We start from the raw sequence: 22,785 nt of genomic DNA, 5'->3' as shown, positions 1-22,785 counted from the left end.
GATGGATTATTTGCAAGCCTTTATTCTGGCTGTAATTGAGGGTTTAACAGAGTTTCTGCCTGTTTCATCAACAGGACATATGGTTATTGCCAGCTCATTTATGGGCATTGGGCATGATGATTTCGTTAAATTGTTTGAAGTCGCTATTCAATTAGGAGCTATTTTAGCTGTAGTTGTACTATACTGGAAAAAATTCTTTGATTTCAGCAAATGGCAGTTTTATTTAAAACTCATCATTGCTGTAATTCCAGCTTTGTTCTTCGGTTTTCTTTTAAATGATTTCATAGACAATACCTTAGGCAATCCTCTTTTTATTGCTGTAGTGTTGTTATTGGGGGGGATTGTATTGTTGTTTATCGACAAACTATTTAAAAATCAAACTATTGATCAGGAAAAAGATATCAGTAACATATCTGCTTTTAAAATAGGATTGTTCCAGGTTTTAGCGGTAGTATTTCCAGGACTGAGCCGAAGCGCTGCAACCATTATTGGTGGTATGCAACAAAAGCTAACCAGACATGCGGCAGCTGAGTTCTCTTTTTTCCTAGCTGTTCCCACCATGTGCGCGGCAACAGGATATAAATTATTAAAAGGCGTACATTTGCTAAATGCAGAAAACGTTAAGCTATTACTTTTCGGTAATCTTATCGCTTTTATTGTAGCCATCATAGCCATTAAATCGTTTATTGGCTTTTTATCTAAACACGGATTCCGAATTTTTGGCTGGTACAGGATAATAATAGGTGTAGTTTTAATTGCATTATATTATTCAGGGGTTGAAATGAATGTAATGTAATGACAGACCAACAAGAAGAATTATCAAAAAACATAGTATTTCCTGAATTTAATTTCGCTGAAGGAGAGTTATTACTCATTAATAAACCTTATAAGTGGACAAGTTTTGATGTTGTAGGAAAGATCAGAAATTCCTTGAAACCACAAAAACTAAAGGTAGGTCATGCTGGTACACTTGATCCGCTTGCTACTGGTTTACTGATCATCTGCACTGGAAAAATGACCAAGCAGATTGATTCCTTCCAGGCAGAAGAGAAGGAATATACCGGTACGATGGTACTTGGTGCCACAACTCCATCTTTTGATCTGGAAACTGTGGTGGATCAGGAGTTCTCTATTGACGGGATCACTGAAGAAGCTATTTATGCTGCTACGGCTCCTTTTACCGGAGATATTCAACAATATCCTCCTGCTCACTCTGCGGTAAAGGTAAATGGTGAACGCCTGTATGTTAAAGCACGACGTGGAGAGGAAACTGAATTACGCTTGCGTTTTGTTACTGTATCAGCATTTGAAATTACCCGTATTGCATTACCAGAAGTAGATTTCAGGATAGTTTGTAGTAAAGGAACATACATCAGGTCACTGATTTCGGATTTCGGAAAACAATTGAATAATGGAGCCTACCTCTCTGCACTTACAAGAACCAGAAGTGGTAACTTTTTATTGGAAAATGCCTTTGAAGTAAAGGATCTTGTTGATTACCTTAGGGCACAAAAAGCATAATTATGCGAGGGCATCCAAAATCATCGAAACTGAATTTCACCAAAAATGTATTCTTAATAATTTGTGGCGTCGTTTCAGCCTGTTTTGGATTAAAAAGCTTCCTGCTGCCAAGTGGCTTTATTGATGGGGGAGTAACCGGAATTTCTCTGCTAGTCAGCAATATCACAGGAATCAGACTCCCTTACCTTATCGTTCTGATTAATATTCCATTTGTAATTTTAGGATACAGACAGATTGGAAAAATTTTCGCTATTAAAACATCCGTTGCCATCATTGCTCTTGCTTTTTTATTGGTGGTTATACCTTTTGAATCTATTACGCATGACCGCTTATTAATTGCATTCTTTGGCGGGCTGTTTCTGGGTGGTGGGATCAGCCTGGCCATGAGAGGAGGGTGTGTGATTGATGGTACAGAGGTTTTAGCTTTATATATCAGTAAAAACAGTACATTAACTGTCGGTAACATTATTTTGATTCTGAATGTTATTATATTCTCATTTGCAGCCTTATTGCTAAGTATTGATACGGCTCTTTACGCAATCCTAACTTACCTTTCAGCCTCTAATACGGTTGATTATATTGTAAATGGCATTGAACAATACACCGGTGTAACAGTGATATCGGAGAAAAATGTACAAATTAAAAAGTTCATCATTAACCAGATGAAACGTGGCGTAACCATTTACAAAGGTGAAGGCGGTTACGGGGCTCAAAAGGATATTGATATTTTATATACTGTAGTAACCAAATTGGAAATGGGCAAACTACAAACTGCGATCAGACAAATTGATCCGGATGCTTTTGTAATACAACAGCAAATTGCTGATATAAAAGGTGGTGTGGTAAAACACAAGGCCTTACATTAATTTTATGAAGATATATAACCACTTTTCTGATTTTAAGAGATTAAAAAATGCAGTTGTTACTATTGGTACTTTTGATGGTGTTCATTATGGTCATCAGAAAATTATCAAAAGACTTTGTGAACTGGCCAAAGCTACTGGTGGCGAAAGTGTAATTCTTACATTTTTTCCTCATCCAAGACTGATCATTGATCCTGAGAATCAGGATTTAAAAATGATCAATACGATAGATGAAAAAGCAAAAATGTTAGCGGCTCTGGGAGTAGATCATTTGATCATTACCCCATTTACAAGAGACTTCTCTAATCTTAGTCCGAAGGAATATATTAAAAACATTTTGGTAGATACCATTGGCATCAAGCATTTAATTGTAGGTTATGATCATCGGTTTGGTAAAGACAGGGCAGGCGGTATGCCAGAACTGGAGGCAGAAGCTAAGGTTTATGATTATAAAATTGAAGTTATACCCGAACAGGATATTAACGATGTAGCGGTTAGTTCTACAAAAGTACGCAATGCACTTTTGAGTGGTAAAGTTGAGCTTGCTGCAAATTACCTGGGTTATCATTTCTCTATGTATGGAAGGGTTATTAAAGGTGATAAAATCGGTAGAACGATTGGCTTTCCTACGGCTAATATTTTCATTGAAGAAACGTATAAGCTTATCCCCTCTGATGGCATTTATGCCGTAACAGTAGATATGTCCGGCCAATCATTCAAAGGTATGGCTTACATTGGACAAAGGCCTACAATTAATGGTATGACCCGAAACATCGAAGTAAATATATTTGATTTTAATCAGGAAATTTATGGTCAGTATATCACCATGACCTTTCTCCAGTTTTTAAGAGAAGACGTTAAGTTTACTGGATTAGAAACATTAAAAATCCAACTTCAAAAAGACAAAGATGATACGCTAGCCTACTTTAAAACATTGTCATAAATTAAGTTTAAGCTATTTTTTTTAAGAAAAAAACTAGCTTTTTCTTTACATTTACGACAACCAGGCTTCATTTATCTATGATACATTTACCAGTATTAATTACTGATTTAGGGTTAATACTTGCTGCCGCAGGCATTACCACACTTTTGTTTAAGAAAATTAAACAGCCCTTGGTTTTAGGCTACATTCTAGCCGGATTGCTTGTTGGCCCTCATATTGATTTTATTCCTACTGTTACCGACCATGCCAGTATCCATATCTGGGCAGAGATTGGTGTAATCTTTCTATTGTTTAGCCTTGGTCTGGAGTTTAGTTTTAAAAAACTCGTCAAGGTTGGAGGCTCTGCATCTATTACCGCTATTGTAGAGGTCGTATTTATGCTGCTTATTGGCTTCGTTGCTGGAAAAGCTATGGGGTGGTCAACCATGGATAGCATCTTTTTAGGCGGTATATTATCTGTATCATCCACAACAATTATCATCAGGGCTTTTGAAGAACTAGGAGTTAAACATAAGAAGTTTGCCGGCCTGGTTTTCGGCGTACTCATTGTAGAAGATCTGGTAGCCATTTTATTATTGGTATTGCTATCCACCCTGGCACTAAGCCAGCAATTTGCCGGAGCGGAGATGCTGATCTCCATCATCAAACTTTGTTTCTTCCTCGTACTATGGTTTATAGGTGGCATATTCTTAGTTCCAACATTTTTAAAGGCGACTAAAAAGTTAATGAATGATGAGACCATGCTCATCGTATCACTTGCTTTATGTTTAATTATGGTATTGCTGGCAGTTAAAGTAGGTTTCTCTGCTGCCCTGGGTGCGTTTATTATGGGCTCTATTCTTGCTGAAACCACACAGGCAGAACGGATTGAACATTTAATAAAGTCAGTCAAAGATTTATTTGCAGCTATTTTCTTTGTTTCTGTGGGGATGCTGATTAATCCAAGTATTCTGGTTGATTATGCTGTACCTATTTTGATCATTACGTTAGCAACTATCTTAGGTAAATTTTTAAGTTCCGGACTTGGGGCATTAGTCTCTGGTCAGCCGCTTAAAACAGCCGTACAAACAGGTTTAAGTCTGGCACAAATCGGAGAGTTTTCTTTTATCATTGCTACTTTAGGGGTGTCTTTAAAGGTAACGAGCGACTTCCTCTATCCTATTGCCGTTGCGGTATCAGCAATTACTACATTTACGACACCTTATTTAATTAAATCTTCAGAGCCATTTTATTATTTTCTGGAAAGGAATCTACCTAAGAAATGGATAGAAGGACTAAACAGGTACACCTCAAGTACAGAAGGCATTACTACATTGAGCGACTGGAAAGTGCTGTTAAAATCCTATATGTTTAACATCATTATCCACTCTGTTATACTTATTTCCATTGCCATTTTAGGCTCAAGGTATTTACAGCCATTTATTACCACGTCGCTTATTAAGGGTAATCAGGGTATTATCATTAGTCTGGTAGTTACACTAATTATTATGACTCCTTTCTTATGGGCATTGGCTATCAGGAGAATCGAAAGAAAAGCTTATTCGCATTTGTGGCTAAATAAAAAATATACCAGAGGTCCGCTCATTTCTCTTGAAATTTTCCGTATTGGCCTCGCTATTTTCTTTGTCGGGTTTCTGATCTTCCAGTTTTACAATACCTGGATAGCGATTATCATCGCTCTGGTTATGATTGTTTCGGGTATGATTATTTTCTCAAGAAAACTGCAGAGTTTTTATAACCGATTGGAAAGTCGCTTTTTGTTAAACCTAAATGCAAGAGAAACCCAAAATGCTCAACCCGAGATTTTACCCTGGGATACTCACCTTGCAGAACTTACAGTAGCACCTGAGTCGTCATTGGTTGGACAGTCGCTAATAGATTTGTCTATCAGAGAAAAGTACGGTGTTAATATTGCCTTGATAGAACGTGGCAGGCTAATGATTCCAACACCTGGTAGAGATGAACGCCTTTACCCGAATGATAAAGTCATGGTATTTGGAACGGATGATCAGCTTGCTGTAATCAAAGAGCTTTTTGAGGGACGTCCGGATGTACCTTATGAAGAAACCAGTTTCCCTAAAAAGGACATGACTTTACAAAAGATTGTAATTAATACCAGTTCTCCTATCTACGGACAAAGCATACGTAGCTCTGGTATTAGAGAGACTACGCAAGGTCTGGTTGTTGGCATTGAGCGTAATGGACAACGCATATTAAACCCTGATTCCAATATGATATTTGAAAGCGATGATATCGTTTGGATCGTTGGAAACAATAAGAAAGTCCCTGAACTATTAAAGTAACCTACTTTATAAAGTGTATGTATATAATCTTAACAACGTGGTAAGCTGATAGAGCGAAGAAAAGTAATGCAATGCTCTTATTAACAATATAACTGCTCAACGCAAACTTCTCTTTGATATATACTGCAAAACGTGCAAAACCATACAGAGCAAGTCCTGCTCCGATACCTGAACCTATACTAAAAACAGATAACGACAAGTAACCAATATCAATCCATTCGTGTGAAATCAGGTAGGTACCAACAAATAACCAATAAGGGACCTGCATAGGGTTAAGTACGCCTAATAACATTCCATATTTGATACTGTCCTTATTCGAATAGTCGGCTTTAGGCATCTCCTTTCTTGATTTCCATGTGATGAAACCTAATATACCAAACATAAATATCATCACAATATCAATGGCATTTTCAAGGTTAATCTCGCTGGAAAGCCACTGTACAAAGCGCATCACTCCAAAGGTAAAAAGCACCTCTACTGCAGAAAAAGCTCCGATAAAATACAAGGCCTGACGAATACCCCTGGTAATTGTAATCTGAACTACTGTTAAGTTTATATTTCCCGGAGGGATATAGCCCAACATGTTTAGGACAACACCAAGAAAGAAGGTTAAAAATAGCATGGGCGAAGATACAATGATTTCACAGATTTTTTAAAGCAAATTACACTCATGCAACCTACATATGATCCTTTAAATATTTAGCTGTATATGATGCTTTTACACCCAAAAGATCTTCTGGTGTTCCCTCAAATACAACATTTCCTCCTTTGTCCCCTCCCTCCGGACCGATATCAATTACCCAGTCGGCCGATTTGATCATATCCATATTATGCTCAATAACCAGGATAGAATTACCTTGCTCTATTAAAGTATTCAAAGCGATCAAAAGCTTTTTGATATCGTGAAAATGGAGTCCGGTAGTCGGCTCATCAAAGATGAACATTGTTTTACTCGCATTATTCCCTTTAATCAGAAATGACGCGAGCTTAATCCGTTGTGCTTCACCACCTGACAGGGTATTGGACGACTGTCCCAGATGAACATAACCTAACCCTACATCTACCAGTGGTTGCAACTTGTTTAATATTTTAGTTTCCTTACCAAAGAATGCTACTGCCTCCTCAATTGTAAGATCTAATATATCTGCAACATTTTTATCCTGATATGTAATATCCAGTACCTGCTGTTTAAATCTTCTACCTCCACAAGTTTCACATGGCAAGTAAATATCTGCCATAAACTGCATTTCAATCTTAACTTCACCTTCACCCTGACAAACATCGCAACGGCCACCTTCAACGTTAAAAGAGAATGCTGCAGGTTTTAAACCTGCAGCTTTTGAAGCAGGTAAGGCAGCAAATAACGCACGTATATCATCCCAAGCCTTCACATAGGTAACAGGATTAGACCTGGATGAGCGCCCAATAGGGTTCTGATCAACCATTTCAACCTGACTCACCAATTCGTAATCGCCATAAATACCATCATATGATCCAGTTTGCTCGCCAGAATAATTACCTATAGCTTTCTGTAAAGCAGGATAGAAAATCTTCTTGATCAGACTTGTTTTTCCTGATCCTGACACTCCACTCACCACTGTAAATATACCCAAGGGTATTTTTACATCAATGTTTTTAAGATTGTTTTCCCTTGCACCTTTGATTAGAATATGGTCTTTCCAGTTTCTACGTCTGTCAGGAATAGCTATTTTCTCTTTTCCAGACAGGTATTGTCCGGTTAAACTATTTTTATCTTTGATGATCTCCTTATAGGTACCACTAAAAACAAGGTTTCCACCATGTGTTCCAGCTTCAGGACCAATATCTATAATATGATCTGCAGCCTTCATCATCTCTTCCTCATGTTCAACAACCAAAACGGTGTTCCCAACATTTCTGAGCGATAAAAGCACTTCAATAAGCTTATTGGTATCTCTTGGATGTAGTCCAATACTTGGCTCATCTAATACATAAATAGAGCCCACCAGGCTACTTCCTAATGAGGTAGCCAGATTTATCCTTTGCGACTCCCCACCTGAAAGTGTATTTGAAAGCCTGTTTAAGGTTAAATACCCCAAACCAACATTGTTCAAATACAATACCCTATTCTCAATCTCGGCAAGTAAACGCTTTGAAATCTTTTTATCAGTTTCTGACAGTTTTAAATTTTCAAAAAAATCCTGAATAGTTGCCAATGGCATTAACACCACATCTATAATAGATTTATCACCTATTTTAACATAAGATGCATCTTTACGTAAACGGGAACCTTTACAATCCGGACAGTTAGTTTTTCCTCTATACCTCGACAACATTACCCGGTATTGTATTTTATAAGTTTGTTCCTCAAGTTCTTTAAAGAAATCATCCAGTCCACCGAAATACTTATTACCTGTCCAGATTAACTGTTGCTCCTGCTCCGACAGATCATTATATGGGCGATGGATAGGAAACTTAAATTTATCTGCGCTGTGAATAAGCTTGTTTAACCATTCACGCATTTTTTCTCCACGCCAAGGTGCAATTGCATTGTCGTAAACACTTTTACTTTTATCAGGAATAACAAGATCCTCATCAATTCCAATCACATTCCCATATCCTTCACACCTTTTACAAGCGCCATAAGGATTATTGAAACTAAAGAAATTAGGTGTAGGTTCTTCAAAACGGATGCCGTCAAGTTCAAAACGATCACAGAAATGGTTTGATTTACCATCATGCTCAACATAACAGTCTCCTTTTCCTTCAAAAAAAGCAGTTTGTACAGAATCAGCAATGCGACTAAGTGTTTCTTCTTCATCGTTTACAACTATCCTGTCGATCAGAATTTGAACAGTGTTTTCATCAGCAAGCTCGAAATCTTTAAAGTCTTTATCCTCAAGTATGTCTTCAATTTTACGAATCTTGTTCTCGTATGATACCCTTAGAAAACCTTTCTGTAGCAAGACAGCAAGTTCTTCTTTCAGTGATCTGTTATTATGTGGGAACAGTGGGCAAAATATAGTAACCACACTTTCATTCCCCAAGGCAGAAATAAAATCAACAACTGTGCTTACAGTATCTTTCTTCACAATATTTCCTGAAACAGGCGAATAGGTTTTTCCGATCCTTGAAAAAAGCAATTTCAGATAATCATAAATTTCCGTTGATGTACCAACAGTAGAACGCGGATTTGAAGTAATCACCTTTTGTTCGATAGCAATAGCTGGTGCAATACCTTTTATATAATCTACATCGGGCTTATTCATCCTACCCATAAATTGACGGGCATATGATGATAAGCTCTCTACATAACGGCGTTGTCCCTCGGCATAAAGTGTATCAAAAGCCAGAGATGATTTACCAGAACCAGACATTCCGGTGATGACAACCAGCTTATTTTTGGGGATAGCTACATCAATATTCTTGAGATTGTGAACTCTGGCACCCTTTATGATTATATTTTTATGTGGATCTTTATCGATTTCGTTATTCATTGATTTCTTGCTAGAATAGTGCTAATATAACCCAAAAAACGCAATTTTGGTTTTTCTCAGCAGTGCAAAAATAAGGCTATCAATCCACTTTTATTTTTTTTTAACACTTTTTATATGGTTTTGTAATAAAAAAATGCTTCTTTTGAAATATTAATGCATCAAGCAAACCACTAACTAACAAACTAATAGGAGAACTCATATAGAAGAAAACATCTACTAAGTATTTTTTTTAGCAAGCAAGTAGCAAGGGAATTTAGTAAGGATACTCCTATGAAATTACAACAATCGAGTGATCAAGATTTAGTTAAGTTATATCTTAACGGGGAAGAAACCGTTTTAGAAGAACTGTTAAACAGACATAAGTCAAAAATTTATACATCTATATATTTATTGGTTAAAGACCAATATTTAGCGGAAGACATCTTTCAGGATGCTTTCATTAAGGTAGTCAACACCCTTAGATCTGGCAGGTACAATGAAGAAGGTAAATTTTTACCTTGGGTAATGCGTATTGCGCATAACCTGGTTATTGACCATTTCAGAAAGGAAAAGAGGGCCCCGACAATTACCAGTGCAGATGGAACAGATGTATTTAATCTGCTTCAATTTCATGAAGAAAGTGCGGAAGACAAGTTGTTAAGAGAGCAAACTCATTTCGATTTAAGGAAAATGATTCATTTATTGCCTGAAGATCAAAAAGAAGTACTGATTATGCGCCATTATGCAGATCTGAGTTTTAAAGAAATTGCAGACCTGACTGATGTGAGTATAAATACTGCTTTAGGGCGTATGAGGTATGCTTTGAACAACCTGCGTAAGATGATGAAAGTGAAAGAGATCTCTTAATCAGAGCTCCGTAAAGAACATGTTACAATTCATTAGCAATAAGGCGAAAATAAATCAGTGATAATAACGTTTTTTATTAAAACTAATTTGCGCTAGTGCTTATGATAGAAACTTTTACTTCAACTAACAATTTAAATTATCCCCAACACGAGCAGGAAAATGCCGAAGAAATTGAGGGACTGGAAAAGGTGTTTTATGAAAGCATCAAATCCCAATTGAATACGCTTAAAAAAGATCCTTCAGATGATTGCATCTCAAGAATCTTAGCCTATTCAAAAGCTAAATAATTTAAACCGACCTTAAGCTGCCGCGAAACCGGCAGCTTTTTTATTCATGAATAATTTTTCTAAGTTTGTCCATGCTCAAAAAAGAAAGATACCAACTTTTTGTGTCCCACTTTTCTGCGAGGCAGCCAAATGCTGAAACAGAACTTCATTATAACAATCCTTTTCAGTTGCTGGTGGCAGTTATTTTATCAGCTCAATGTACTGACAAACGTATTAACCAGGTTACTCCTGCCCTTTTTCAACGTTTTCCAAATGCGAAAGCACTCGCAGACACTACCCCAGATATTGTATTCGATTACATCAGAAGTGTAAGTTACCCAAACAACAAGGCTAAACACCTGGTGGGTATGGCGAACATGTTGCTGAATGAATTTAACAACGAGGTTCCCTCAGATATAGATCAGTTACAAAAAATGCCAGGTGTGGGTAGAAAGACAGCAAACGTTATTGCCTCTGTTATCTACAATGCTCCTGCGATGGCTGTAGACACCCATGTATTCAGAGTAGCCAACCGTATTGGCCTGACTTCAGGAAAGACACCTTTAGCGGTAGAGAAGGATTTGGTTAAAAATATACCAGAACATTTTATACATGTTGCACACCATTGGCTGATTTTACATGGCAGATATGTATGTGTAGCAAGATCGCCAAAATGCAGTATTTGCGAGATCACACATTTCTGTAAGTATTTCCAGAAAAACAATAAAATAACTAAAATAATTAGTGAACCAACTGGTCTCACAAAATAATTTTAACTTTATTTGGGTTTTTAAATTTTAATTACACTATATTTGCTAACATAATTAGCAAACAGATATTTATATCTTCTTCAAAGAATTATAATAAACATGAGCACAAACGCAGACAAATTAAAAGCGCTACAACTTACTTTAGATAAGTTAGAAAAATCATATGGTAAGGGTACCGTAATGAAACTTGGAGATAATGCTGTAGAACCTATCGAATCAATCTCGACAGGATCAATCAGCTTAGATATTGCGTTAGGCATTGGTGGTGTACCAAAAGGTCGTATTATTGAGATCTATGGTCCTGAATCATCAGGTAAAACTACTTTGGCTACACATATCATTGCAGAAGCACAAAAAAAGGGCGGAATTGCTGCTATTGTAGATGCTGAACATGCTTTTGATAAAGGTTATGCAAAAAAACTGGGTGTTGATGTAGACAACTTATTGATTTCTCAACCAGATAACGGGGAACAGGCTTTAGAAATTGCTGATAACCTGATCAGATCGGGTGCTATTGATGTAATTGTTATTGACTCTGTAGCTGCATTGGTACCTAAAGCTGAGATTGAAGGTGAAATGGGTGATTCTAAAATGGGATTACACGCACGTTTAATGTCTCAGGCATTACGTAAACTTACAGGTACAATCTCTAAAACAGGATGTTGCTGTATTTTCATTAACCAGTTACGTGAAAAAATAGGTGTGATGTTTGGTAATCCAGAAACTACTACTGGTGGTAATGCGCTTAAATTTTACGCTTCTGTACGTTTGGACATCCGTAGAACATCTCAGATTAAAGATTCTGACGAAGTTGCAGGTAACCGTGTTAAAGTGAAAATTATAAAGAATAAAGTTGCCCCTCCTTTCCGTATCGCCGAGTTTGATATCATGTTTGGGGAAGGTATTTCTAAAACAGGTGAGATTATTGACTTGGGTGTTGACTTTAATATCATTAAAAAAGCTGGCTCGTGGTTCTCTTACGGAGATACTAAATTGGGTCAGGGTAGAGATGCGGTTAAGCAACTGTTAATGGATAACCCAGAACTATCTGAAGAAATCGAAGCAAAAATACGCGCTGAAGTAACAGGAGAAAAATTAGAAGAGAAGTAGAATCGTAGTATTTAGATAAAAAAACGCCGTTGCAAATTGTATTTTGCAACGGCGTTTTTTTTATCTATATAAATCCCTTTCCTACCTATAACTTGGCATTTGAGATTTTGATTTTAGTTTTGACCCTTCTCCAGTTTCCATAAACTTAGAATCAAATTTGATGATAGCTACAAGTGCTATAATCGCCATTCCTACTAAAATAAATAAGGCCATGTAATTTCTTTCCTTATCTTTAGTTATAATCCAGGCCATAAAAACAACCAGTGGGATTAACATTAATCCAAAAAAAATATAACTCGCTGCACTCATAATCTCTCTATTTTATTTAATTTTTAATTCTCTATTCTTATTTTAAAATTCCATTCTTGAAAGAGGAGCAACATCCTGTCCAACAAAATCTCCTTTCAAATATTTATGGTAACCTGCAATAGCAATCATCCCTGCATTGTCTGTACAATACTGAAATGCTGGAATATAAACATTCCAATTTAACTCTGCAGCCAGATCTTGCAAAGATCCTCTTAACCCACTATTAGCCGAAACACCTCCTGCAATTGCAATATGTTTTATTCCGTATTGCCTGGCTGCCTTTTTGAGTTTGTTTAAAAGGATCTGAACAATACTATGTTGAACTGAGGCACAAATATCGGCTAAATTTTCGTCAATAAAATTCGGATTAACTTTCTCTTGTGCTCTTATGAAGTATAGAATAGAGGTTTTTAAACCACTAAAGCTATAATTCAAGTCTTTGATTTGCGGATCAGCAAATTTAAAAGCACTTGCATTCCCCTCCTTTGCATACTTGTCAATTAATGGTCCACCAGGATAAGGTAAGTTTAATATTTTGGCTGTTTTGTCAAATGCTTCACCAGCTGCATCATCCAACGTCTCACCTACGATCTCCATATCAAAATAATCCTTAACCAGAACAATTTGAGTGTGCCCCCCAGATACTGTCAGGCATAGAAATGGGAATTCAGGCTTTGGATCATCAATAAAATGCGCCAAAATATGTGCGTGCATATGATTTACTGAAACCAGTGGCAGATCAAGTGCCAATGCAAAAGATTTAGCAAAAGAAACACCTACTAATAAAGAACCCAATAAGCCTGGCCCTCTTGTAAAAGCAATAGCATTTAAATCCTTTTTATCTATTTTAGCATCAGTTAATGCCTGATGTATAACCGGAACAATATTTTGTTGATGTACCCTTGAAGCTAACTCAGGAATTACACCACCATAATTTTCATGAATTGTTTGGTTTGCAATAACATTGGCAGTAATTTTGCCGTTGTTACATATGGCAACTGAAGTTTCATCGCAAGAAGATTCTATAGCAAGTATTACAGACACAGTTATATATAATTAAGATACAAAACTATTAAAAAACTATTAAAAATACTTCTTTGGCTTGTTGCATCAGTAATTTTACTAGTTGCGATTCTCATTTTCGCCCTTCAGTTTAGGCCGGTGCAAACTTATGTAGCGAAAAAAGCGGCCAATTACCTTTCTAATGAACTAAATACAACGATATCTTTAAGTGGTATTTATATAAAACCCTTCAAATATATCGTAATTGAAGACCTGCTTGTTCTTGACCAGCAAAAGGATACCATATTAAATACGCCAAAATTCCTGGTAAACATTAACCAGTTCTCCTTAAAAAAGCGAATAATTGCTATTAATACGGTTCAAATCAACGACGGAGCTTTTTTCTTAAAATCGTATAAAGACAAATCAACGAATCTGGACTTCATCATAGATTATTTTGATTCAGGTCCTAAAACCGTTAAGAAAAAGCAAAGTAAACCTTATCAGATTTCCTTTGATAAAGTGATTCTGAATAATATTGACTTTAAGTACAAAAACTACAGAGTCGATACCGTAATGAAAAGTATAAACTTTGATGATGTTGCTTTAACTGATTTAAATGGCATTTTTGAAGGGTTTAATACCAAAGATCACATCCTGCAAACCAATATAAAAGATCTTACTTTCAAAGAAAAGAGCGGCTTTTATCTTAAAAACCTTTCTGCATTTACTACAATAGACAGCAATAATATTGAATTAAAGAATTTGTTGCTGGTCACCAATAGAACCAGGCTGACCGACTATTTCCAAATGAAGTTTAAAAGCTACAGCGACTTTAACGACTATATTAACAAAGTACGTATGAATGCAAACTTTGTTGATAGTCATATTTCATCCAGAGATGTTGCCTATTTTACTCCAGAACTTGACCACATGAACCTCGACATTGATGTTGATGGAAAAATTACTGGACTAGTAAATAACCTAAGAGCTAAATCTCTGGCCATTAAAGCAGGCAAAGCGACCTATATAAAAGGCGACTTCATACTAAAAGGTCTTCCCTATATTAAGGAAACCTTTATGGATCTCAAAATTGATATGGCGGGAACCAATAAAGCCGATCTGGATGAGATAGTCGCTGACATTACAGGTAAGAAAGGAGCCATAGTACCTAAAATTGTAGACAAATTTGGCAATGTCAATTTCAATGGATCATTTACAGGATTTAAAAATGATTTTATAGCCTTCGGTGAGTTTAAAACCAAACTAGGAAGACTAGTGTCGGATGTAAACATGAAGATTGATAAAAACGGCACCCCCTCATATACAGGTAGCGTTAAAACATATGACTTTGACTTGGGAACCCTGGTTAATGAGAAAACACTAGGCAGAATCACAGCATCATTAAACATAAAAGGAAGAGGTACAGAGATCAACAACTTATCTGAAAAACTGAACGGTGATATTAATTATATCGACTTCAATAATTACAGATACCATAATGTTAAAATTGATGGCACTTTTGACAAGAAATATTTTGATGGCAGATTAACAATTAACGATAAGAATGTTAAACTGGCTTTTGACGGAGGTGTAAATCTAAATCCTAAACTACCAGTATTTAACTTTAAGGCTACTATAAAAGATGCCAAATTAAAAGCACTTAAACTATATAAGGATTCTCTGAAAATAGATGCAATATTTAGTACAAATTTTTCCGGAACCAATTTAAACAATATTCAAGGTAATCTTCGTTTACAGGAAATAGTTCTGGATAATGTGAAAGGCATTTATCATATAGACTCTGTTGAGTTGCAAGCCAGCGGATTGGGTAAAGAACGTAGCTTAACTATTAAGTCTGATATTCTTGATGCCAGTATAAAGGGACAGTACGACTTAAATACTATCCCCTCTTATTACAAAGCACTTGCAAAGAAATATATCCCTTCATTAAAGGCCGACATTGTAAAATATAGCGATCAGGTTTTCCAGTTTAATCTTAATATTAAAAGATTTGAGCCAATAGCAGAACTCTTGGTACCTGGACTGGAATTGGAGGATCAGGCAATTTTTGTAGGTAACTTCGACTCTCCAAATAATACTGCTACCTTAAATGGGTATATAAAAAGATTAAAATACCAAGGGGTAGTTGTAAACAACATTATTGTCGACGAAAACACCAGCACAAACCAATTACAAGCAATTATTACATCCGACAGAGTTGACTTGAACGATAGCCTCTATATCAAAGACGTAGCTATTTCTAACATCCTACGAAATGACAGTTTAACTTTAAACGTTAAACTATCAAATGAAGATGATTTAAGTAAGCTGGATTTAAACGGTCTGGTAGAGTTTTCGAATGACACAACTGCCAGGATAAGCATTCTTCCATCCATTTTAATGGTATACAATGAGGAATGGAAAATTGAGGAACAGGTTAGGATTAATTTCCATGAAGGCAAAACGGAGATTAGTAATTTCGAACTTAGTAATGGAAAACAATTCCTAACACTAGATGGAACACTTTCCAGTAAACCTGAAGACATTATGCGTGTAGGCTTCAAAGACTTTAATCTTACAACCATAAATCCTTTTATAAAAACAACCGGACTTAAAATAAGTGGCAATGTAAACGGAAGCACCACTTTATCTAACATCCTTAAATCTCCCGAAATTCATGACAATCTTAAAATAGATTCACTCATTTTTAATGATACTTATATTGGATCTTTAACAGATACATCATCATACAGCAGATCGAAGAACATTGCAAATATTTATACAAATATTATATCTGGTGAAAGAGAAACATTGAGGGCCACCGGTAGTCTTGATCTTGAGAAAAAGGAAATTGATGTAGCGGTAAATCTTGATCAAACAGAACTGGTTGTTCTTGCTCCATTTGTTAAGCAACTGGTTTCAGACCTGAAAGGTAATGTTTCTTCAGACCTGACGATTAAAGGCTCTTTTAATAAACCCGGCATTAAAGGAACTGTAAAATTAGACAGTGCTGCCATGACCATTAATTATCTCAAGACAAGATATACCATATCTGATGAGGTTACAGTTAACAACAGTATTATTGATGTTGACGAGCTTACACTGCATGACATTGATGGTAATGAAGCTATAGCTATGGGTACTGTTGATTTAAATGACATTAATAATCCCACTCTTGATGTAAAAATATCTGCCAACAAGTTTATGGCACTGAATACCACTGAAAAAGACAATCCACTGTATTTCGGCCAGGCTTATGCTACAGGAACATTTGAATTTAGAGGCCCCACAAATAAAATGTTTATAGGCATTAAAGCCAAAACAGAAAAAGGAACAGTTTTCAATCTCCCATTAAACAGTTCTGAGACTGTGTCCAGCAAAGACTTCATAACCTTTGTAAGTAAAGACACCACTAATTTCGTAAAAAAACAAACCAGTTTTGATGGCCTGACCATGAGTTTAACCTTAGATGTTGATGCCAACAGCACTGCCAATATCTTTACCACTTTAGGTAATCTGAGCGGCAGAGGAAATTCTAAAAACCTAGTGCTGAATATCAATAGCCTTGGGGATTTCGAGATGTCGGGCGATTACATCATTGAATCCGGAAGTTTTGACTTTACAGCGCAGGAGGTAATTAATAAAAAGTTTAATATCAGGCAAGGAGGAACGATCAGGTGGACAGGCAACCCAACTGCTGCTCAAATCAATTTAAAAGCCATATACTCGCTTAGAGCTAGCCTCACTGACTTATACTCCGCCGCGAACCGGGAAAACAACTCAAACGAGAGAGTACTAACTGAAGTTGAAATGGGCTTAACGGGATTATTGTTGCAGCCAGATATTAAACTAGATGTATTTTTCCCTTCAAACCCTGCTATCCGTGAAGAAATGCAGTCGTACTTTAATGACGACAACAATAGAAACCTGCAAGCACTAAGCTTAATTATCAGGAGGAGTTTTGCACCAGGCTCAGGAAAAGAAGCCTTGGGCAAACAATTAACTTCCGGTGTAGCAAGTACAGCAACAGAGTTATTATTTAATCAGTTTAACAATGTCTTATCGTCTTTAAATCTTGACTTCGTTGACATCAACATCCGTTCGTTAAGTGAAGCAAATGCTTCCTTCCGCTTTTTCGAGGACAGGGTTATTTTAAACGCTGGTATTGTTGACAAACGAGTTAGTAATAGCGACTTATCCCCTATTGGTTTTGATCAAAATTCCGTGGGTGGTGAAGTAGAGGTGCTGGCATTAATTAAAAAGGATGGAACCTTGGTTGGTAAACTGGCCAACAAGCCTCCAACACAACAAAGCATTTTCAATACTGGCATTAACCAAAATACAAATGTTACTTCCGTTGGTCTGATTTATACTCAACAATTTGATAGTTTCAAAGAGTTCCTTCAGAAAATTACAGGAAAAAACCGAAGAGACGAAAAGAAGAAAAAAGAAGAGAGTAAAAAAAAGGCCGCTGAAGAGGAGAAAAAGTCTTCAACGGCTCCTATATCTGTTGGAAAAGACGCAGTCCTTAACGATCAGAAAAAGCTAAAAAAGAAATAACTATTTAGCCTTTCATGATCTGATGACCCATTTTATCACGTTTTGTTTTTAAATACTGTTCGTTGTGAACATTACTTTCTATTTCAATAGCAATATTCTCTACGATTTCTAATCCATAACCAATTAGTCCCGCTCTTTTTGTAGGGTTGTTAGACATTAACCTCATTTTAGTTACCCCTTGAGCTCTTAAGATCTGTGCACCTACACCATAATCGCGTTCATCACCTTTAAATCCTAATTTAATATTGGCTTCAACAGTATCAAATCCAGCATCCTGAAGATTATAAGAACGAAGCTTATTGATCAGTCCAATGCCACGGCCTTCCTGATTCATATAAACGACAACACCTTTTCCCTCTTTGTTAATCATTTCCATTGCTTTATGTAGCTGTGGCCCACAATCACAACGGCATGAACCAAAAATATCACCAGTAACACATGAGCTATGAACGCGTGCCAATACAGGCTCATCTGCAGCCCACTCTCCTTTACTAATGGCTAAGTGTGTTGCATTATTGTCTATCTGCGTATAAGCGGTCATATTAAAATCACCCCATTGCGTAGGTAAATTAATAGTAACCTCTTCTTTTATTAAAGACTCTTTACTTAATCTATATGCAATCAGATCTTTTATAGAAATGATTCTTAACTGATGTCTTTCAGCAATTTTAATCAAATCAGGTAGTCTGGCCATTTCTCCATCTTCTTTTAAGATTTCGACAAGTACACCTGCAGGTTTAAATCCCGCTAAGCGAGCTAAATCAACAGTAGCCTCTGTATGGCCAGAGCGACGCAATACGCCACCATCTTTAGATCTTAATGGGAATATATGCCCTGGTCTACCTAATTCAGACGGATCAATATTAGGATCAATTAGTGCCATAATAGTTTTTGACCTATCTGATGCAGAAATACCAGTTGTACAGCCGTATCCTTGTAGATCGACAGATACTGTAAAATTGGTTTCATACACAGCGGTATTCTTACCTACCATTGGCTCTAGCCCAAGTTCATCGCACCTTTGTTCCGTTAAAGGAGCGCAGATCAGTCCTCTACCATAGGTTGCCATAAAATTGATTACTTCAGGCGTAGCATTCTCTGCCGCAGTTAAGAAATCACCTTCATTTTCTCTGTCTTCATCATCTACAACGATGATAACTTTTCCTGCTTTTATATCTGCAATAGCATCTTCTATTGCATCGAGTTTAATTTCCATTTTTAAAGTTTATCGACTTCCTTATGCTGATATAACAACAATTGAATGTCTATTAAAATTACGTTACAAAGTTACAACCTTCGAATACAAATTTACGCCATAAAATATCATAAATAAGTAATGAATAAACAGTTGCAACTTTATTATTGATTAGCCTTCTTCCGCAGCCTTTTTCCTGTTAAATTTTTTAAGAAAGTTTAGGAATAACTGTTTAAAATAATTTATATCAAACAAAGCAGAGTCAACAGTTGCTTTGTAAGTCAAAAATGCTCCCAATGGAGACAATATGATAATGGCCAGCCACATCCCGAAAAAAGGAGTTAAAGATCCAGTTGTAGCAGACTTCTCTGACACTGTTGCGATAATATGGTATAGCAAGAAGAACACGATAGCAACCACTACAGGTAGTCCTAACCCACCCTTTCTAATAATAGCCCCCAATGGTGCTCCAATAAAAAATAGTAGTAAACAAGAAACGGCGAGTGTAAATTTCTTTTGATATTCAATTTGTACCTTAATAATAGCCTTTGTCCGATCAGCAAAATCAGCCATACGTCCAGAAGCAGTTTGCATTACTGAATTGGCCTGATCAAGCGCTCCCTGAACTACAGCTAATTTTTGATCTTTAGGAACTGTTTTTAAAACAGGTTCCTCAACAGGTTTTACTTTAGAGAGTTCTTTTGTATATCCTTTAGTATAGTTATTCTGCTTGTAATAACTACTAACATTCAATGCAGCAAATTTATTGACGCTATCTAATTCCCGTGATAAAGAGTCTTCTTTCTTTTGAAGTCCCTTTAGGTCGAGCATTTGAGTATTCCCCCTAAAGCCCTCTTCATCAGTCCGGTTCATTTTAAAACTGGAAATATCAAACTTCTGATCAGTTTCTTTAAACCGCATTCGGGTAAGCTCTTGTCGTGGATTATAAGATGTATTTTTCCCACTCGACTCTTCATATCTCACTCCATCATGAAGTTTAAGCAATAAATAATCATCGTCTTTGGACATTTTTCCTTCTTTGGCAATGATGATTTTAGCAATCCCATTGTTTCCTGTATGATCATAGATCATCACATTCTTCAATTCGCCATTATCATATTTCTTATCAACCCTGATGGAATATCCTGGTATACTATTATTAAAGACTCCTTCCTTAATCAGAAAGGATAGTTTTTTGTTTCTGATATCCCATAGCAAAGATCCAAATTTTAGATTCGCTTTGGGTAGCATATAGTCTGAAAAGATAAAGGAGCTAATAGCAAGACCAATGATTACCACTAATAATGGCATCATTGCCTTTTGCAATGAGATACCTGCTGATTTAATTGCAACAAGCTCGTAATTTTCTCCCAGCGTACCGAAAGTCATGATTGAAGAAAGCAAAATGGACAGCGGGAGTGCCATTGAAACATTTGCTGCAGATGCATAGTACATTAATTCAAGTATGACATACCATTCAAAACCTTTTCCGATCAGATCGTCAACATACTTAAATAAAAAGAGCATCAATAGTATAAACATCACTATAAAAAAAGTGACGAAGAAAGGCCTTATAAATGCTTTGACAAGTAGTAAATGTATCTTTTTCAATATACAAATGTAGGCAAAGCCAACGGAAAATTAAGCACCTAATACACTATGCAGGTAGTTTATTTGATTATCCCAGATTAATGTACGTTCGGCAAGGGTATCTTCTGTAGCAAAGTCGGTAATAGAAAGTGCTACATCATTTGTTAATTCATCCTGTACTATTTCCATTTCGAAATAACAATGAGGTTCATCATCCAGCCATTTGAATTTTACAAGTTTGTTTTCTTTTATACTTAAAAGCTTTGCTTTTTGTATTTCATCATCCCAGGTGAATGTATAAAGCTGGTCACGGAAAATCACGTCATCGGCAAACCACTGAGATAAACCATTAGGCTCACTAATGAAGCTGAACAAAATACGTGGAGACGATCTCAACTCATATTCCAGGGTAAATTTTTTCTTTTCTGACATCGTTGACACTTATTTTCTATTTATTGTATAACACTGATTTCTAAAGAAAAGTAATTTATTCTATATTTGCAACTCTTTAGAAAATCACTCTGATTTTTTATTACACAAAAGGTCATACGCTTCAATCAGGCATTTATATAAATTAAGATATTTACGGCTTCAAATAGTTATAGTGAGCTTTGTTCAGTATAATCATAAATTAAAAATAAGTAGCTTAGTATCACCACAAAAACAGTATTAAAAATCATATTGCATATTTATTTTTCATTATTTGAATTCATTCTCCTATATTTGCAGCTCTAAAAATAATACAACCAATACAATATGTATTATTTTAAAGCCCGGCGGGGTAGCTCAGATGGTTAGAGCGCAGGATTCATAACCCTGAGGTCGGCAGTTCGATCCTGCTCCCCGCTACTGAAAGAAAGCTCAACGAAAGTTGGGCTTTTTTACGTTTAAGGCTATTTAAACAATGTTTTTATTTATAAATTGAGCTCTCGTGTGCTTATTTCAAATGTAAGTAATTTCGTTCAGGAAATAGCCATTTTGGTCAATATTTAGAAGGATTTGGCGCATCCTTTGGCGCACGAAATTAAGCAGTAATCTTCCGAATCCAATCAAATATCATAGCATTGAAAGAGCTATAAAGCAATATCCAAAATTTAAACATCCCCCTTAAATAAAAGAATTAGACTTAATTTTGGATATTGCTAAAGTTTCACCCTCATATATAATATGTCAGATTTTAAACTAGACCTCAATTTCGACAGGTTAAAAGACTACTTCCCTAATATCACAGAAGAACAAAAAGCTAGGATAAAACAACAAGGTGGACTAGTACCTAATCTAGAATGGGATTATGCCGATAATGCTGTTCATTTTGAAATGTTTAATGCTCTATTGGTCATATTAAAACGTTACCATCTCGAGGATCACATCAATGAATTGTACTACACTATTATAATATTAAATGATAACTGCCAAGTGGCACAAGAAATAGAAGATGAAGCTTATAATAATTCTCAGACAACAAAAGAAGTGGCTCAGTTTCTTCTGACACACAAAACAGCTAATCCAAATCAAGCATTTCAACTTGTGGCTAAATCAGCAACAAATACTGCCCCTATTAAAAATACAGAGGTAGCTCAATGGATGTGTGAGTTGATTTATGCAGCAATAGAATCAAAACAATTCCCTATGTACCTCTTAGGTGAACATTTTATATCTAACGTATTTGGAACGGAAATTTCTAATGACTCTCCTATTTCAATGGAAAGACTAGAAGTAGCATCAAATTTGAAGATTAAAAAGCCAAGCAATAAAAGTATGCTTGTTAGCTTTTGCCTTCAACTAAGGACTTATCTAAATGCACACACGCAATTATCAACACCCTCAGATATTTTAATAACCAATGCACAAGCTAATTTCTTTTTTGATGTACTGGAATTGTACGGATACTTAAATAGAAACAAGATCGAATCCGAACCAAAGGATTATATCCATGCTTTGCTTAGAAATCATCTGATAAAAGTAACCCCCTCATAATAAAGGCAATAAAACTTTTTAAAACTCGATATTTTCTATTGCCCCTAGCGT

The 22,785-nt window shown here is 36.1% G+C and carries 18 protein-coding genes and 1 tRNA gene; 12 read left to right on the top strand and 7 right to left on the bottom strand.

What is annotated here, in order from left to right:
- The first annotated feature begins 1 nt into the window (after position 1).
- The 5 genes from WC623_RS13665 to WC623_RS13645 all read left to right on the top strand — a co-directional run bounded on the left by WC623_RS13665 (position 2) and on the right by WC623_RS13645 (position 5,630).
- Positions 2-796 (top strand): undecaprenyl-diphosphate phosphatase, encoded by a 795-nt coding sequence (locus WC623_RS13665; protein ID WP_372851955.1) that lies wholly within the window; start codon positions 2-4, stop codon positions 794-796.
- Positions 796-1,521, top strand: coding sequence for a tRNA pseudouridine(55) synthase TruB (gene truB, locus WC623_RS13660; protein WP_372851953.1), 726 nt, complete (start codon positions 796-798; stop codon positions 1,519-1,521). The genes WC623_RS13665 and truB overlap by 1 nt, the downstream gene beginning before the upstream one ends.
- Positions 1,522-1,523: 2 nt before the next feature.
- On the top strand, positions 1,524-2,387 hold the full coding sequence (locus WC623_RS13655; protein WP_372851951.1) for a YitT family protein: 864 nt from the start codon (positions 1,524-1,526) through the stop codon (positions 2,385-2,387).
- A gap of 4 nt (positions 2,388-2,391) precedes the next feature.
- Positions 2,392-3,327 (top strand): bifunctional riboflavin kinase/FAD synthetase, encoded by a 936-nt coding sequence (locus tag WC623_RS13650; protein ID WP_372851949.1) that lies wholly within the window; start codon positions 2,392-2,394, stop codon positions 3,325-3,327.
- 77 nt (positions 3,328-3,404) lie between these two features.
- The gene (locus WC623_RS13645) at positions 3,405-5,630 is read left to right on the top strand and encodes a cation:proton antiporter (RefSeq protein ID WP_372851947.1); all 2,226 of its coding nucleotides are present in this window, start codon (positions 3,405-3,407) and stop codon (positions 5,628-5,630) included.
- Between the two features lies 1 nt (position 5,631).
- On the opposite strand, the gene WC623_RS13640 is transcribed toward WC623_RS13645, so the two are convergent.
- Positions 5,632-6,252 (bottom strand): lysine transporter LysE, encoded by a 621-nt coding sequence (locus WC623_RS13640; RefSeq protein ID WP_372851945.1) that lies wholly within the window; start codon positions 6,250-6,252, stop codon positions 5,632-5,634.
- A 55-nt stretch (positions 6,253-6,307) separates the two neighbouring features.
- Positions 6,308-9,106: an excinuclease ABC subunit UvrA gene (uvrA, locus tag WC623_RS13635; protein ID WP_372851943.1), complete on the bottom strand. Its 2,799-nt coding sequence runs from the start codon at positions 9,104-9,106 to the stop codon at positions 6,308-6,310.
- A gap of 270 nt (positions 9,107-9,376) precedes the next feature.
- On the opposite strand from uvrA, the gene WC623_RS13630 reads away from it, so the two are divergent.
- The 4 genes from WC623_RS13630 (at position 9,377) to recA (ending at position 12,098) form a co-directional block, all read left to right on the top strand.
- The gene (locus tag WC623_RS13630) at positions 9,377-9,952 is read left to right on the top strand and encodes an RNA polymerase sigma factor (RefSeq protein WP_372851941.1); all 576 of its coding nucleotides are present in this window, start codon (positions 9,377-9,379) and stop codon (positions 9,950-9,952) included.
- 101 nt (positions 9,953-10,053) lie between these two features.
- On the top strand, positions 10,054-10,239 hold the full coding sequence (locus WC623_RS13625; protein WP_372851939.1) for a hypothetical protein: 186 nt from the start codon (positions 10,054-10,056) through the stop codon (positions 10,237-10,239).
- 71 nt (positions 10,240-10,310) lie between these two features.
- The gene (gene nth, locus WC623_RS13620; protein WP_372851937.1) at positions 10,311-10,988 is read left to right on the top strand and encodes an endonuclease III; all 678 of its coding nucleotides are present in this window, start codon (positions 10,311-10,313) and stop codon (positions 10,986-10,988) included.
- A gap of 99 nt (positions 10,989-11,087) precedes the next feature.
- The gene (recA, locus tag WC623_RS13615) at positions 11,088-12,098 is read left to right on the top strand and encodes a recombinase RecA (protein WP_372851935.1); all 1,011 of its coding nucleotides are present in this window, start codon (positions 11,088-11,090) and stop codon (positions 12,096-12,098) included.
- A gap of 81 nt (positions 12,099-12,179) precedes the next feature.
- Here the strand turns inward: recA and WC623_RS13610 are convergent, their stop codons facing one another.
- Both WC623_RS13610 and tsaD read right to left on the bottom strand, forming a co-directional pair.
- A complete protein-coding gene (locus WC623_RS13610) occupies positions 12,180-12,407 on the bottom strand; it encodes a hypothetical protein (RefSeq protein ID WP_372851933.1) in 228 nt (75 codons plus the stop codon).
- Between the two features lie 42 nt (positions 12,408-12,449).
- Positions 12,450-13,451: a tRNA (adenosine(37)-N6)-threonylcarbamoyltransferase complex transferase subunit TsaD gene (gene tsaD / locus WC623_RS13605; RefSeq protein ID WP_372851931.1), complete on the bottom strand. Its 1,002-nt coding sequence runs from the start codon at positions 13,449-13,451 to the stop codon at positions 12,450-12,452.
- Between the two features lie 117 nt (positions 13,452-13,568).
- On the opposite strand from tsaD, the gene WC623_RS13600 reads away from it, so the two are divergent.
- The gene (locus WC623_RS13600) at positions 13,569-17,972 is read left to right on the top strand and encodes a translocation/assembly module TamB domain-containing protein (RefSeq protein ID WP_372851929.1); all 4,404 of its coding nucleotides are present in this window, start codon (positions 13,569-13,571) and stop codon (positions 17,970-17,972) included.
- 4 nt (positions 17,973-17,976) lie between these two features.
- On the opposite strand, the gene WC623_RS13595 is transcribed toward WC623_RS13600, so the two are convergent.
- The 3 genes from WC623_RS13595 to WC623_RS13585 all read right to left on the bottom strand — a co-directional run bounded on the left by WC623_RS13595 (position 17,977) and on the right by WC623_RS13585 (position 21,189).
- The gene (locus WC623_RS13595; RefSeq protein ID WP_372851927.1) at positions 17,977-19,188 is read right to left on the bottom strand and encodes a bifunctional 3,4-dihydroxy-2-butanone-4-phosphate synthase/GTP cyclohydrolase II; all 1,212 of its coding nucleotides are present in this window, start codon (positions 19,186-19,188) and stop codon (positions 17,977-17,979) included.
- Positions 19,189-19,338: 150 nt separating this feature from the next.
- Complete coding sequence (locus WC623_RS13590) at positions 19,339-20,778, bottom strand: LptF/LptG family permease (protein ID WP_372851925.1); 1,440 nt, start codon at positions 20,776-20,778, stop codon at positions 19,339-19,341.
- 30 nt (positions 20,779-20,808) lie between these two features.
- Complete coding sequence (locus WC623_RS13585) at positions 20,809-21,189, bottom strand: START-like domain-containing protein (protein ID WP_349785892.1); 381 nt, start codon at positions 21,187-21,189, stop codon at positions 20,809-20,811.
- Between the two features lie 343 nt (positions 21,190-21,532).
- On the opposite strand from WC623_RS13585, the gene WC623_RS13580 reads away from it, so the two are divergent.
- A tRNA-Met gene (locus tag WC623_RS13580) sits at positions 21,533-21,606 on the top strand.
- A 318-nt stretch (positions 21,607-21,924) separates the two neighbouring features.
- Positions 21,925-22,734, top strand: a complete 810-nt coding sequence (locus tag WC623_RS13575; RefSeq protein WP_372851923.1) for a hypothetical protein — start codon at positions 21,925-21,927, stop codon at positions 22,732-22,734.
- Positions 22,735-22,785: the final 51 nt, after the last annotated feature.

Origin of the sequence: Pedobacter sp., from assembly GCF_041645105.1 — a bacterium.
GTDB lineage: Bacteria > Bacteroidota > Bacteroidia > Sphingobacteriales > Sphingobacteriaceae > Pedobacter.
This window is presented reverse-complemented; position numbering and strand designations above follow the sequence as displayed.

Bases quoted from the DNA above. Each gene is read 5' to 3' on its own strand.
- truB (WP_372851953.1), top strand. From the start codon at position 796: ATGACAGACCAACAAGAAGAATTATCAAAAAACATAGTATTTCCTGAA.
- WC623_RS13655 (WP_372851951.1), top strand. From the start codon at position 1,524: ATGCGAGGGCATCCAAAATCATCGAAACTGAATTTCACCAAAAATGTA.
- WC623_RS13630 (WP_372851941.1), top strand. From the start codon at position 9,377: ATGAAATTACAACAATCGAGTGATCAAGATTTAGTTAAGTTATATCTT.
- WC623_RS13595 (WP_372851927.1), bottom strand. From the start codon at position 19,188: ATGGAAATTAAACTCGATGCAATAGAAGATGCTATTGCAGATATAAAA.
- WC623_RS13625 (WP_372851939.1), top strand. From the start codon at position 10,054: ATGATAGAAACTTTTACTTCAACTAACAATTTAAATTATCCCCAACAC.
- WC623_RS13645 (WP_372851947.1), top strand. From the start codon at position 3,405: ATGATACATTTACCAGTATTAATTACTGATTTAGGGTTAATACTTGCT.
- WC623_RS13665 (WP_372851955.1), top strand. From the start codon at position 2: ATGGATTATTTGCAAGCCTTTATTCTGGCTGTAATTGAGGGTTTAACA.
- WC623_RS13575 (WP_372851923.1), top strand. From the start codon at position 21,925: ATGTCAGATTTTAAACTAGACCTCAATTTCGACAGGTTAAAAGACTAC.
- uvrA (WP_372851943.1), bottom strand. From the start codon at position 9,106: ATGAATAACGAAATCGATAAAGATCCACATAAAAATATAATCATAAAG.
- WC623_RS13610 (WP_372851933.1), bottom strand. From the start codon at position 12,407: ATGAGTGCAGCGAGTTATATTTTTTTTGGATTAATGTTAATCCCACTG.
- WC623_RS13585 (WP_349785892.1), bottom strand. From the start codon at position 21,189: ATGTCAGAAAAGAAAAAATTTACCCTGGAATATGAGTTGAGATCGTCT.
- WC623_RS13650 (WP_372851949.1), top strand. From the start codon at position 2,392: ATGAAGATATATAACCACTTTTCTGATTTTAAGAGATTAAAAAATGCA.
- recA (WP_372851935.1), top strand. From the start codon at position 11,088: ATGAGCACAAACGCAGACAAATTAAAAGCGCTACAACTTACTTTAGAT.
- nth (WP_372851937.1), top strand. From the start codon at position 10,311: ATGCTCAAAAAAGAAAGATACCAACTTTTTGTGTCCCACTTTTCTGCG.
- WC623_RS13640 (WP_372851945.1), bottom strand. From the start codon at position 6,252: ATGCTATTTTTAACCTTCTTTCTTGGTGTTGTCCTAAACATGTTGGGC.